Genomic DNA, 12718 nt, shown 5'->3' on the forward strand with positions numbered 1-12718 from the left:
TGCCCTCAAATCCGGGAAGAGGCAGGGCAGGGTGAGCTATATGGCCCCATGGTGTTATCAACAACTCTTAACTCCCTTTACCTTTGAGGTGAGGGTTGTTGTAATCGGACAGTGTTTGAGTTGTGGTTGGAGTTTATCTTAATTCCAACATTGAAGCCAGGTCAAACTCTAGTATTTGACAATGCAACGTTTCATAAAGGGGGGCGGCAGGCTGAACTGGTGGAGGCAGCTCAATGCCGTTTACTCTATCTTCGGCCTTATTCGCCAGACCTCAACAAGATAGAGAAATGTTTAACAATACCTTGAGACAACCAGTGTCTCGCTTAGTACCCAAGACCTTGTCCTTTTCCAAGTGTTTGCAGAATCACATTGGTGGCATTTGGTATTTTATCCATCACTACAACGCATCATTACCTCTTTAGCACTACCACCCTACAAAAGGATTCGCTTCCGGAGTTTGGTTACTGGTCAAAATTCATCTCGCCGTTAAGCCGCTCGGCTTAACGGGAGTTCTCTTTTGAGATTTAAGATCAGCTTGGGAATTTGTTTAACTTAACTGTGTTAGACTGAATTAAATTCTCCAAAAAAGCCTGCTACAATTTTGGGCAAGAAAATCTCAAATCAGTGTGGCTAAGTCTGACATCGCTGCTTGTTCAGGCGGGCATTGTAAACTTTTATTACGAAACTCATAGATTCTTCAAAAGTGATCGGGAACCCCCATTACAGGTGATGAAGATTAGCTTGTTAACTGATAGGGGTCACTTCTTTAATGAGGGAGTTTCCATATACTAGGTAACAGACCTGAAAAAGTAACCCTGATTATTGATATACTGACTAATTCAGGTATCCCTCACCAATAATTCATGACTCAGATTGCTGATCGGCAACATTGGGAACTGAAAGACTCAAGAGCGGTCTTAACCTGAATCAAGAATTAGCTAGTGCGATCGCCAACCTTAACATCCTGGGAATACTAAATCCTAGGCCCTGTGAGAGCAATTTGTGTTCAACCAAAAGCAACTGAGATCACGATCATGTCAGCCACCAAAGCTTCCCCCGATAAAGAGTCCACCCAAACTTTCCCAACTTCTTCTAAGGACAAGGATATGGAACTACCAACAGATGAACTCATCCGCCTTGACTTCAGTGATGTTGATCTCTCTGAGGCTCACACCAGTAGGCGCACCACGGATTTAGTGCGTCTGTACCTCCAAGAAATTGGTCGGGTTCGCTTACTGGGAAGAGATGAGGAAGTCTCGGAAGCCCAAAAGGTTCAACGTTATGTACAACTGGTGGAATTGCGGGACACGGAGGCGGAAACCAACGGGGGGGTACTCCAGACTTATGTTAATCTCCTGAAAGTCCGCGATCGCCTCTGTGCTAAATTAAGCCATCGTCCCTCTTTAGAGCGTTGGGCTGCTGCTGGGGGGGTTAATCTCGCTGAACTCAAGCAGATTATGGCGGAAGGTAAGCGCTGTTGGGCGGAACTAGCTAACCTGAGTGTGGAAGAGCTAAAACAGGTCCAGAGGGAAGGAATACAGGCTAAAGATCACATGATCAAAGCCAATTTGCGCCTGGTGGTATCGGTTGCTAAAAAATATCAAAACCGTGGTTTAGAACTATTAGACTTAATCCAAGAGGGAACCCTAGGATTAGAACGAGCCGTAGAAAAGTTTGATCCTACCCGTGGTTACCGCTTTAGCACTTACTCTTACTGGTGGATTCGCCAAGGAATTACCCGAGCGATCGCCACTCAGAGCCGGACTATCAGGCTTCCGGTGCATATTACCGAGAAACTCAATAAAATTAAGAAAGCCCAGCGCAAGATTTCCCAAGAAAAAAGTCGCACGGCTACCATTGATGACATCGCCACCGAGTTAAAGATGACCCCGGATCAAATTCGGGAAGTGCTGCTGCGGGTTCCCCGTTCAGTTTCCTTAGAAACCAAAGTCGGAACCGACAAAGATACGGAACTAGGAGATTTGCTCGAAACAGAAGAAAGCACCCCGGAAGAACTGTTGATGCGGGAATCTCTTTACCGGGAACTACAGCACATCCTAGCTGATCTCAGTGGTAAGGAGCGGGCTGTAATCCAAATGCGTTATGGCTTGGGTGATGGTCATCCTTACTCCCTAGCAGAAATTGGCCGTGCTTTGGATCTGTCGCGGGAACGGGTTCGCCAAATTGAGGCTAAGGCTCTGCAAAAACTGCGCCAGCCTAAGCGTCGTAACCGAGTGCGTGATTATCTTGACTCCTTGGGTTAGGTTTTGAGTTTTGGTGGCGGGGTTATCGACTATAACACTCGCCCCCTTAGGTTTATCAGAATTGATTCTCAATAAGCCAGTTTTTTTGACAGGATCTCAAAATCTTGTGTATCATTGTCAGTATTAAGGTTTTATTGATAGTTTAATGATGGTTTTATATACCGCGACTTCGTTTAAATCGGAACTGAATAACAAAGGGTGGCGACTGACTCCTCAGCGGGAAACTATCCTCCATGTTTTTCAAAATTTGCCGAAAGGGAATCATCTCAGTGCTGAGGATCTCTATGATTTGTTAAAAGGTCGTGGGGAGACGATTAGTTTGTCTACTATTTACCGCACACTCAAGTTAATGGCGCGGATGGGAATTTTGCGAGAGTTGGAACTTGCAGAAGGCCACAAGCATTATGAAATAAATCAGCCTTACCCACACCATCATCACCATCTTGTCTGTGTACAGTGTAACAAAACGATAGAATTTCAGAATGATTCGATTTCCAAAATTGGTTTGAAGCAGGCGGAGAAATCTGGGTTACATTTGCTAGATTGCCAATTGACAGTTCATACTGTTTGTCATGAGGCTTTACGGATGGGTTGGCCTTCATTGGTTTCTACTAATTGGTCTTGTTCTCAGGCGATCGCAGAAACCTCCGGTGAGTACGTTAACCCTGATTAATTGGCAATTTGGCGGCGTGGTACCAGGAACCGCTTTATATCCCTAGGGCACGAGCTGGGGGGTTGATGCGGTTCCTCAAGGGTTTTGTATTTATTTATTTGTGGAATGTTTGGCGTTGTAGACCGGGCGAGGTATCGGAAGAACTGATGCTGACAGAGTTGTGATTGTTGATATGACCAAAACTACGGCGAGTGACGTTAAATAAGTAGGTCTCTGTAGTTGGTCCAACAATCCCGGTGGTAGTGATGTTATAGGCTTGCTGAAATTGAATCACAGCATTTTGGGTCTGGCCGTCAAAAAAGCCATTAATCGGGCCATTATAGAAGCCTAACTCCCTTAACCGCCTTTGAATACGCCGCACATCTTCTCCGGCGTTACCGATTGTTATGTATGTATTAGGATTAGTGACCACAGGTCTAACGACGGACCCTGGACCGGCTGGAACTACGGGTATGATGGGACGTTGGGTAGTAGCTCTAGCTAAATGGAACTGGGTAGTAGGTCCGACTTGACCTGTTTGGGTGATGCCATTATCCCGTTGGAAGCGAACCACAGCGACGCGGGTAGATTCATCAAAAACCCCATCAATCATCCCTGTGTAGTACCCTAATTGCTGTAATCGCTGCTGAAGTGCAATTACATCTGCTCCTCGACTTCCCAGCACGAGAATTGAGGAGGGATTAGATTGGGTCATGGAAACATTGGTAGAGTTGGAAGTGATACCACTATTACCCAACATTTGTTGACTAGCGAGGAGGCTTTGGGTGGTGGGTCCAATAAAACCAGTGGGGGTGAGACCATTAACCATTTGAAAGTTACGAACGGCTTGGAATGTTACCTCATCATAGAAATTGGTAATTTGACCGGGGAAAAAACCAAGTCGCTGCAATTCTCGTTGTACTAAGCCGACTATAGGGCCAAAACTACCGGGACCGAGGCTAACATTTCCAGCGAGGCTACCGGTTCCGCGATTGAGAATGGCTAGGGTGTCTTCTGTGACTAGACCTGTGGCTGCAATTGAGTTGGCTTGCTGAAAACGAATGACGGCATTTCGGGTGATTGGTCCAAAATATCCGGTGGAGTTGTTGTTGAAGAAACCAAGATTTCGCAGGCGATTTTGGAGGTTGGTAACTCCGGGTCCACTGTCTCCTAATCCTAAACCGATTAATTGGCGATCGCTTACTGGGGTAGTATTGAGAGGGGGGCTGGCGGTGTTCTGGTTGGTTGCTATCAAAGCCACAACGGTATTAGGACCAACTATGCCATCTTGGACTAAACGGTTATCGCGCTGAAACTGAATCACTGCGTTTTGAGTTTCTTCACCAAAGTATCCGGTGGCGTTAGCGCTTAAATATCCCAATTCTCTGAGGCGGTTCTGAATTTGGGTAACTTCGGGTCCGAAATCCCCAATAGCTAAAACTGCCTGGGCTGCATAAGTTATACTCAGAACCAGCAGCATTGTCCCTAGAGACAGAAGCCATCGATAGGCTTGAGTAGATAGTTTTCTATTGAGAATGAGTTGCTGAGGATTTTGGTAACTCAGGGCGAGGTACAGATAAGCATAGGATTCCATCATAATTCTTCAGGAAAATATAGGAATGGGAAACACTGAACCCAAAAAACCCTAGGTTTCGGTTTCCTTTCCATTATATTACTTATACCAAACCTGCGCGATCGCATAACATCGCCACAATTACTGAAAAAGCGGTAATTCCCAAGGCTACCCAAGGACTTTGACCTTGACTAACTGCGAAAGATGTAGCTACTCCAGCCCCTAAGCCAGCGGTCACGGCTGCACCAATGGGATCACGTTCTGATTTGGGTTTATACATAGTTTTTTAGAATGATAAATTCCAATGGCTGCCACTCTAGCACCATGATTGAGGAGGTGGATCGAAAAGTTGCTAAATTGAAATTAAGATTTAACTTTAGATAAGTTTCTTAACATTCGGCGGGGAAATTAGGGTGGTTTTTTAAGAAAGTTAACAAAATTGGCTCTGGGTCAGGAACCTGGGGCTGGTATTTGCTGGGAATTTATCCTCAAAGGTCTAGGGCTATTCCCACCTGTCTAATTCTTGAAGGGAGTTTTGGAATAGGCTAAGAATTTGGTCTCTGCGGGTTTCAAAGTTGGCGGCACCCCAAATAAACATTAATCCGCCGATAAAAACTACTATCCATTTTATAAAGGAATAAACTGAGTTTAAAATTATTAATTGATTGACAATATTAATGATAAATGTGGCTGTTCCAATGTACAAAAAAGCACGAGTTTTGATGGTTAAACCAGCACCAATGGCGATTAAACTAATGATACCGGGAATAATTCCTACCCATTGACTTTCTAATAAGGAGATTACGCAAATTAAGCTAATACTGAGGATACGGATTAGGTGTCGAAGGGGTCGGCGTTGGGAACCTTTTAGGTAGGGTTCAACTTGCAGAATATATAACATTGATAAAGCGGGAGGGGTGACTATCCACAGTAAATAAGTAGCTGCTGGAGTGGCTACAATGGCTTTTAAGATTACCCAATTCAGGAGAAAAAGACTAAGGTAAGTAAACCGAATATTTTGACTTAATTCGGCTAGGAATACATAGAAAATGGCGGTGATGACGGTGGCTATATACCAGGAGGTGAGTTGAGGGGGATTAATGAAACTATGGATAATTGCAATAGATCCTATTGGTAAAACGACTGCATACCGTCGCCAGGGTGTTTGTGACCATCCCCAATTTTCCCAGGGAGATATATAGAAATAATAGGCAATTATAGAAGCGATCGCACCTATCCAGGGAAACAGAATATTTCCCAAATTCAGGACATCAATCACATAATAAACGATGGCTACGGCTTGTAATAAACCTACATAAACCCAGATATTTTGTGGCTGTTGATGGGGCTGAATGCGACCCTGTACGATCGCATAACGACTGAGGAGGATGCCACTTCCTAACCCTACTAAGGGACTGGAATTTCCGGGGAGAAAACAGGATATTACTAATAATACACTAGCGATTAACCAATGACAATGGGCGATCGCTGTAATTTCCCCCGCCACCAGATGCAAAAATCTTGCTAAAGTTGATGATAAGATCCGATACAGATAGACGAAGCTGGTAGTTAATACTGTGAAGGCGACTAATTGATTAGCTAGGGATTGGTAACTGACTTGCTGAAATAACATTTCTCCGGCGGCGATTGATACTCCTACTATTCCCAAATAAACTAGGGGTTTCAAGGAATACTGTCGCCGTCCCACGCCTATTAAAATTAAGGCAAATCCGAGGGTATTTAAACCAGTCCAAACAGCTATTTCATTAAATCTTAGGAGGCTTCCCAGTATGCCATATAATAAAGGAATAACTTGTAAAGATTGAGGGATACTCAAATCCGGGTGTTTTTGCTGCCACCAATCACCGCCTATTTGTACGATAATTCCTAAAGCTGTATTGGCGATCGCCAACAGAATTAAAGAGTGGGGTAAAAATCCCAATATTTCGGATACGAGTAATTGTATCCCCCAAAATGTTCCATAAATACCATTATCAAAACTGCGAGTTGATAGAGTTGCTGTCTGAGTCCGAAAGGCTATGGCTGCTACGGTTAAAGCGATGACTAGGACAGCTAATAAACTCGGTTGTATTTGTTGTTGAAAAACTGACAGAGAATGAAAGGTTAGCAGTAGTAACTGTATCGCCGCCAGTGAAGTTGCCCACAGGTCTGCTGCTTGTCTATAAAGTTTGGCTAATAAGGCTTCCCGGTTGAGTAAATTATGCCGTAATATCCACAAACTCCCCAATGTGATGGCGTTAACGAGTAACCAGTCTAGGTTAGAAAGTATCTGTAATTCCCAGAGTATAGCGGTTAAGAAACTGAGACCAAATCCCAAAGCGATCGCCGCTACAATTAGCCGACGTATATAATAGGAGTTAATGGCAATTATGACGGTGCTTATACCTAAAGATATCGCCCAAATTACAGGTAGTTGGACTGTCAACAGTTGCGCGACTACTGTAGTCACAATGGCTAATTCAGCCGATTGTTTTTGTTGTGAATTGCTACCATATTTGGCGATAAAAGTCAAGCCCAAAGGTGTGATTAACCAGATTAAATTGACAGGTTCAATGCTATTGCTAAGTAGGAGATAGCTACAACCCGCCAAGACTAAACCTAGATAAAAACCACTTTTTCCCCAACTATGATCTGGGGTATCATATCGAGAGAGAAAGTGATGATGGCTGGCGATAGATAAGCCAAATTCTCCTAACATTAGTAATAATAAAATTATCGCCCACTTAGTATAGTTGAGAGTAGGAATTAGCCAGTTGATGCTACTGACGACAGCTAGTAAAGCGGTTATATGGGTTAAATAGACTCGAAATGGGTGATAAGTTCGGCGTTTCGTAACTACGGCTAAGGTTAAAGTTGAGGCGATTAAATTAAGCGATCGCGTGAGAGGATTAATCACCCCCAACAAAGCTAAAACTACTCCTAATAATAATGCGATTTTCTCACCAAATAATGCTAATCTGCGCTTAGGTATTTGATACAGCCACTCAGTAACCGCCAGCATCAAAATCAGATAAGGAAACCAGGTCAAGCTAAGTAGTGACCAAGGGTAATTTTGACTATTAGTAATGGCGGCAACATTGATAATAGCAGTTTGTCTAATGCCACTAGGAATCATGAGTCCTAGTAACCAAATCATCTGTAATCCTATGGCAAATATTACTAATAAATCCCGCCGTCGCCAAGAGTTTCGCAGGTGTTGATTCCAGATATAAATTACTAAGGCGCTAATAACAAAAGCGTGCCCAGGATAGGATATCAAAGAAATCAACCATCCTAAAATTAGTAATCCATAGCCGCTACGATTTATTAATGGCGAGGAAAAAGAGTAGATTAACCAGCCACAAATACCTACAGCCAATCCCAAAGTATCGAGGGGTACTTCGGCGACAAAAATACCGCGACCTAGGATAATAATTAGGCCATAAATTAACAGAGCGATATCACGATTAGCTAAGGGTTGCTGATTAAGTTGTTGGCGACTGTATAATGATATAGAGGCGGTGATAATTACGGCTGAATAAATGGCAATTATGGGAAATGTTGACCAACTCCACCCCCAGTGAAGGTAACTGATTAGTAATAAATTGGCTAGTTGTAGCTTGTGGGTAACTGATGGTGTAGAATAGAGTTTAATGGTGGTGGTGGATAGGAGAAAGGTGGCGATCGCAATGGTAATCCATCCTAGGGGATATCCCCATAATCCCAAGCCATCCATTGCCCAAAAATTGAGGGGAATTAACAGTAAGGTAACTTGACACAAAGTGGCAGCAGTCAAGGTTAAGTTATTCTGTTTTTCCGTCCATTGGCTACCGCCCCAAAATGCCAAAGTATAAGCAAGCAATACTGTATATTGTGCAAAAGCAGGGAATCTTTCCCACTGACTCGCCGCCAGTACGCCGGAAGATACGACCACCATAAACAGTCCTAAAAATAGCAGCCAACGCACACTGAGTTCAGCTTTGAAAGACTGTAATAATCGGGTGATTACGGGGGGAATGTTTGGCGGTAATGTGGCGGTAAAAGTAGTTTGAGGTTCCCTAATAATAGGTGGTTGAGCTTTCCTAACATGGGGATGATATACGCGGGAAGGTGGCGGTAAGGGTAGGGGTTGACTTAGATGCAGTTTACAGAGTTGTTTAACCTGTTCTTGAGAAATCAAACCTAATTCTAGCCAATATTCCAAACCATACAACAGATCAGGATGATCTGGATTAATTGTAACTTTAATCGCGATCCATCGTTCCAAGGGTGAGGACATAATTGCAGGAAGGTTGATTAATGCTAACAGGTAAGTAAAACTATTCTGGCATCGAAAAATGATTTTGGCAATATTTGCCAAGTCGATCGCCTAAATATATAATGAAGCTAGTATAGGCGAGAGGATGGGAAATTTGTGCCAATTAATGAAGTGGCTGATAATCCATTGCCATTGTTAAGGAAATCAAGCAGTTACATAGATAACAGATTTGGGAATTGTGTCAGGAGAGACCCCAATTAAAACAGTGTCATAATTTCGCTACGGGTAGGGATGAACTGTGAATAGTATAAAAGCATAAACCAACCACCACAGTTCAAACCCAGCCATGATTTCAGCGACTAAACTACCATTTCTCTCTGTTCTTTGTCTAATGGCTCAAATTCGGGCTAATCTTAATATCATGTTGTTAGAACATTATGATCAGCTTACCCAATTATTGATGGTGATACCGAAGTTGTCACTGATGTTCAATGCCATTAGATTAACTCTGGGTTAAAATCACAGTTTCGCCTGTTTCAGCAGACTGTCTAGCGGCATCAGCTACTTTCAGGGTATAAAGACTATCTGCGTTAGAAACATAAAGAGGTGTTCCGTCAAAAAGGTGATCGAGAACCATCTGAGTATCCCGCACAAACAAACCGCTACGACTTCCGACTTCAATAGGTTGAGGGATATCTCCCTGTAGTAGTTGGCCCCCTTTTGGGGTAAATATCAAAGTTCCGGCTTCTCCATAAAGGGTAAAAAGGTTTTCGGACTCCCAAAAGGTTTCGCCTTTTCCGTAGACGACTTCGCCAATGGTTCCACAGGTAAAGTGTAACTGAGTCTGACACCAACAGGAACGATAGCGATCGCGATCGCTATCGACATTCCAAAACTGACTCTGGGCATTTACAGAAGCGACAGCACCAAATAGGTCAGTCAAGCGATGTAGACGGGAAAGGGCCCCCACCAAGGGAAAACCAAACAGAGAATTTTGATAGGTCCAGCGATCAGAAGCGGGACGTTGAGGGTTAATAGTGCTGTAGCGGGCATAAAATACGGTTCCGATCGCCTCTAAAGCTGCTTTGATAGCATTGTGCAATCCCCCCAAAAGTTCGAGATGTTCCACATGAAGGAGTTTTTGGCGGCGTGAAGCCAAGGCGATTAACTCCTGACCCTGTTGAGGGTCAAGACAGAGGGGATATTCAACGACCACGTGCTTATCATTTTCGAGGGCGGCTTTTGCGATCGCACCATGATCGCGGTTAATGGTGCTAATGATAATCAGGTCTAAATCGTCCCGTTGTACTAATTCCAGCCAATTAGGGACTAATTGGGCATTAAACTCCTGACAGAAGGCTGCTGTAGTTTCAGGGCTATGACCAGTCACGGCGACTAAATGCGATCGCTGATCACTGTAGAGGGTTTGGGCGCGGGACTTAGCAACATACCCAGTGCCCACCAAACCGACGCGAATAGTGGAAGGGTCAGAAATTGTATTAGAAAAATTACTGGCTGTCATCTATAGACTGATATATTTTCGGGGGATATGACGAAGGGTTAAAACCCTAACTCATCCATTATTATCCCTTATGCTGACGACAGTGCAACCACCTGGCCCTATGTAATGGCCACATCAGATATAAGCAATTGGGATGTAATTAGAAAAATTTATAACAAAAACCGTTCATAATATGGCCGTAAAAGGTTTTACAACCTCGTGTTTTTCCTTTAATATCAGAAAGTGAAGAAAACCGAGACCACAGGGAGTCAGCCTAATATTCCCTTGTGATTTATATAGGTTTTTCTTATCAATTTTTTTGAGAACTAGAGAGGAACACTGAATGGCTACTTACAAAGTCACTCTGATTAGCGAAGCTGAAGGCATCAACGAAACCATCGATTGCGATGATGATACATATATTCTTGATGCTGCCGAAGAGGCTGGACTAGATCTGCCCTATTCCTGCCGCGCTGGTGCTTGCTCCACCTGTGCTGGTAAAATCACCAGTGGTAGCATTGACCAGTCTGATCAGTCTTTCTTAGATGATGATCAGATCGAAGCTGGGTATGTTTTGACTTGTGTAGCCTATCCCACCTCCGACTGCACAATCCAAACTCACCAAGAAGAAGGACTCTACTAAGTTTCTCCAACCTGGTCAGAGAAGGGAGAACAGGTTATTTGGGTTACAGTGGATCTGTTCTTCCTTCCCCTATAGCCAGGATTTATGGAGATTGCTGCCCAGTGATTAAATAATTGTTCAGGGGTTCTAGTTGAGTCCCCGGAAAATAAAATTCCAAAATGCGATCGCTAGACCACCCCAACCGGGCGAGTTTATGCGATCCAATTTGGCTGAAACCGACACCATGACCAAACCCGCCGCCGACAAAATTATAGCCTTGGAGAGTTTGGTTAGGGCCATAAATCGGATCAATATAGAATAGGGTACTAATAGGAGGCCAAAAAGCACTTTGGACCTCATCCTTATGGATTGGGATAACACCCCGATCAGTTTCTACCTCCATTTTCAACACCCGGCCAGAGTGGGCTCTTTCCACCACCCTCACCTGTTGAATAGTTTTAAAATCTGCCAGGGGACTTTTGCGACGCTTGAGATAAAATTGCAGATGATTAGTCATGGCCTTGAGATCAGTTCGGTATTGCCAGCGAAAATCACTCCAACCCTCTTCATTAAAACCCTTCCTCAGAGTCATAAACCGCCGGAAGTTCTGTTCATCAGCTAGGCTGTAGCTTTCCAGGTTCCACACATTTTGAGTAGTATCTAATACTGACCTGAGATAGGGGGGCTTGGGTCCATCCCAGACATCATTAAAATTAGCAGTAATGCCACCACTAGAGGAGAAATAGACGGCATCCACCAATTCCCCATCATAGGTCAGCACTAGGCCTTTGGTGTTAGTAATAGCGTTATCAGTGGATGGGTAAACCTCGGTTAATCCCTTATATACTTGACAATCTGTATTGGCACAAATTTGATAATTGTCGGCCTCAAACCGATGCAGATTCCGCAAGACATAGGTACGAGCTAAAATAGCCTGGGCTTCAATAGAAGCAGCCGGAGGCCATGCGCCCATTTCATGGGGTACAACTCCCCGCAAATAGGTTTCTAAGGGAACATGATTAACTAGGGTATAGGTTCCGTAGGCATCTGGCTGGAGTTTTAAACTGCCTCCATAAACTAAAGCCTGGGGATCATCTCTTTTCTTACCTACGGAAATGATATTCTGGGTAGCTTCAATTTTTAACTCTTGGCGGTTGTAACGATAGCCACCTAAGATCCAATAGGGAACGGGTTTCTGTGTGACTGCTTGGCTAGTGAAGGTAGGCTGATAGCCCTGGGCTTTTATGCTTTCTAGCAACCATCGGCGCAACAGGGGGGTTGAGTAAGTTTCCCGAGAAGCCCAAACCTGCCATACATCAGGTTGCGCTAGTTCAACTTCGATTCCCATTTCTTGCCATTTGTTAGCCTGCTGTGCGGCGGTTTCATAGCTGCGGTGACTGCTGAAAATCAGACGCTCCTTAACTTGGGGTTCTGGAAGGGGCTGCATTTCCACCTGAATAACGGCGCTGAGGGTATGCAGGATTTGTTCACCTTGGGGGGTGGCAAAACGCAGGGTTAGATGGTCGCCAGGTTTGGCTTGCAATACGAGGGTATCTGTGGGGGTTTTGCCAAATTGCTGCACTACCCCGACTTCTAGGATAGGGTTAATTTCTTCTTGGGCGATCGCTTTATTCGGTGTCAGTCCTAATAAACATCCGAACATTAAAACCATTGGCCACTTGGCTAAACTCTTAGGAACACATTGATCACTACTCCGGGAGTATAGGTTAGGTTGGGGGGCTGTTGTCGCGTTTATCATCTGGACTCTCAGATATCAGGACATTGATCAATTATGAATGATCAAACCAAAATCTCCCGCTAGAATTGGATCTAACGGGAGATCTGGAG

General features: G+C 44.0%; 9 protein-coding genes and 2 pseudogenes. 6 read left to right on the plus strand and 5 right to left on the minus strand.

Translation table 11 applies throughout. From position 1 onward, the window contains the following. The 4 genes and pseudogenes from P5674_RS14810 to P5674_RS14820 all read left to right on the plus strand — a co-directional run. A pseudogene (locus tag P5674_RS14810) lies at window positions 1–291 on the plus strand (transposase); the annotation flags it as partial. Next, window positions 285–422 (plus strand): annotated as a pseudogene (locus tag P5674_RS26620) (IS1 family transposase); the annotation flags it as partial. The pseudogenes P5674_RS14810 and P5674_RS26620, both read left to right, overlap by 7 nt. A gap of 612 nt (window positions 423–1034) precedes the next feature. Further along, window positions 1035–2264, plus strand: coding sequence for an RNA polymerase sigma factor SigC (gene sigC / locus P5674_RS14815; RefSeq protein ID WP_043468027.1), 1230 nt, complete (start codon window positions 1035–1037; stop codon window positions 2262–2264). 148 nt (window positions 2265–2412) lie between these two features. Then, the gene (locus P5674_RS14820) at window positions 2413–2937 is read left to right on the plus strand and encodes a transcriptional repressor (protein WP_014274450.1); all 525 of its coding nucleotides are present in this window, start codon (window positions 2413–2415) and stop codon (window positions 2935–2937) included. Window positions 2938–3031: 94 nt separating this feature from the next. On the opposite strand, the gene P5674_RS14825 is transcribed toward P5674_RS14820, so the two are convergent. The 3 genes from P5674_RS14825 to P5674_RS14835 all read right to left on the minus strand — a co-directional run bounded on the left by P5674_RS14825 (window position 3032) and on the right by P5674_RS14835 (window position 8768). After that, complete coding sequence (locus tag P5674_RS14825; RefSeq protein WP_231852093.1) at window positions 3032–4513, minus strand: peptidoglycan-binding domain-containing protein; 1482 nt, start codon at window positions 4511–4513, stop codon at window positions 3032–3034. A gap of 79 nt (window positions 4514–4592) precedes the next feature. Next, window positions 4593–4769, minus strand: a complete 177-nt coding sequence (locus tag P5674_RS14830) for a hypothetical protein (protein WP_006619144.1) — start codon at window positions 4767–4769, stop codon at window positions 4593–4595. Window positions 4770–4991: 222 nt separating this feature from the next. Beyond that, window positions 4992–8768 carry a hypothetical protein gene (locus P5674_RS14835; RefSeq protein ID WP_315670064.1) on the minus strand — a complete coding sequence of 1259 codons (3777 nt, stop codon included), beginning with the start codon at window positions 8766–8768 and terminating at the stop codon, window positions 4992–4994. A 325-nt stretch (window positions 8769–9093) separates the two neighbouring features. On the opposite strand from P5674_RS14835, the gene P5674_RS14840 reads away from it, so the two are divergent. Continuing rightward, on the plus strand, window positions 9094–9264 hold the full coding sequence (locus tag P5674_RS14840; protein ID WP_157888673.1) for a hypothetical protein: 171 nt from the start codon (window positions 9094–9096) through the stop codon (window positions 9262–9264). Here the strand turns inward: P5674_RS14840 and P5674_RS14845 are convergent. Then, window positions 9250–10269: a Gfo/Idh/MocA family oxidoreductase gene (locus P5674_RS14845; protein WP_315670065.1), complete on the minus strand. Its 1020-nt coding sequence runs from the start codon at window positions 10267–10269 to the stop codon at window positions 9250–9252. The two genes, P5674_RS14840 and P5674_RS14845, sit on opposite strands and share 15 nt — an antisense overlap. A gap of 322 nt (window positions 10270–10591) precedes the next feature. Between P5674_RS14845 and P5674_RS14850 the strand changes: the two genes are divergently transcribed. Next, the gene (locus P5674_RS14850; protein ID WP_006619147.1) at window positions 10592–10891 is read left to right on the plus strand and encodes a ferredoxin; all 300 of its coding nucleotides are present in this window, start codon (window positions 10592–10594) and stop codon (window positions 10889–10891) included. A gap of 82 nt (window positions 10892–10973) precedes the next feature. Here the strand turns inward: P5674_RS14850 and P5674_RS14855 are convergent, their stop codons facing one another. Continuing rightward, window positions 10974–12629 (minus strand): SpoIID/LytB domain-containing protein, encoded by a 1656-nt coding sequence (locus tag P5674_RS14855; protein ID WP_315670066.1) that lies wholly within the window; start codon window positions 12627–12629, stop codon window positions 10974–10976. Window positions 12630–12718: the final 89 nt, after the last annotated feature.

Origin of the sequence: Limnospira sp. PMC 289.06 (genome assembly GCF_032350395.1) — a bacterium.
GTDB lineage: Bacteria > Cyanobacteriota > Cyanobacteriia > Cyanobacteriales > Microcoleaceae > Limnospira > Limnospira platensis.

Coding starts and splice junctions, on each gene's coding strand:
- sigC (WP_043468027.1), top strand. CDS start 1,035: ATGTCAGCCACCAAAGCTTCCCCCGATAAAGAGTCCACCCAAACTTTC.
- P5674_RS14820 (WP_014274450.1), top strand. CDS start 2,413: ATGGTTTTATATACCGCGACTTCGTTTAAATCGGAACTGAATAACAAA.
- P5674_RS14825 (WP_231852093.1), bottom strand. CDS start 4,513: ATGATGGAATCCTATGCTTATCTGTACCTCGCCCTGAGTTACCAAAAT.
- P5674_RS14830 (WP_006619144.1), bottom strand. CDS start 4,769: ATGTATAAACCCAAATCAGAACGTGATCCCATTGGTGCAGCCGTGACC.
- P5674_RS14835 (WP_315670064.1), bottom strand. CDS start 8,768: ATGTCCTCACCCTTGGAACGATGGATCGCGATTAAAGTTACAATTAAT.
- P5674_RS14840 (WP_157888673.1), top strand. CDS start 9,094: ATGATTTCAGCGACTAAACTACCATTTCTCTCTGTTCTTTGTCTAATG.
- P5674_RS14845 (WP_315670065.1), bottom strand. CDS start 10,269: ATGACAGCCAGTAATTTTTCTAATACAATTTCTGACCCTTCCACTATT.
- P5674_RS14850 (WP_006619147.1), top strand. CDS start 10,592: ATGGCTACTTACAAAGTCACTCTGATTAGCGAAGCTGAAGGCATCAAC.
- P5674_RS14855 (WP_315670066.1), bottom strand. CDS start 12,629: ATGATAAACGCGACAACAGCCCCCCAACCTAACCTATACTCCCGGAGT.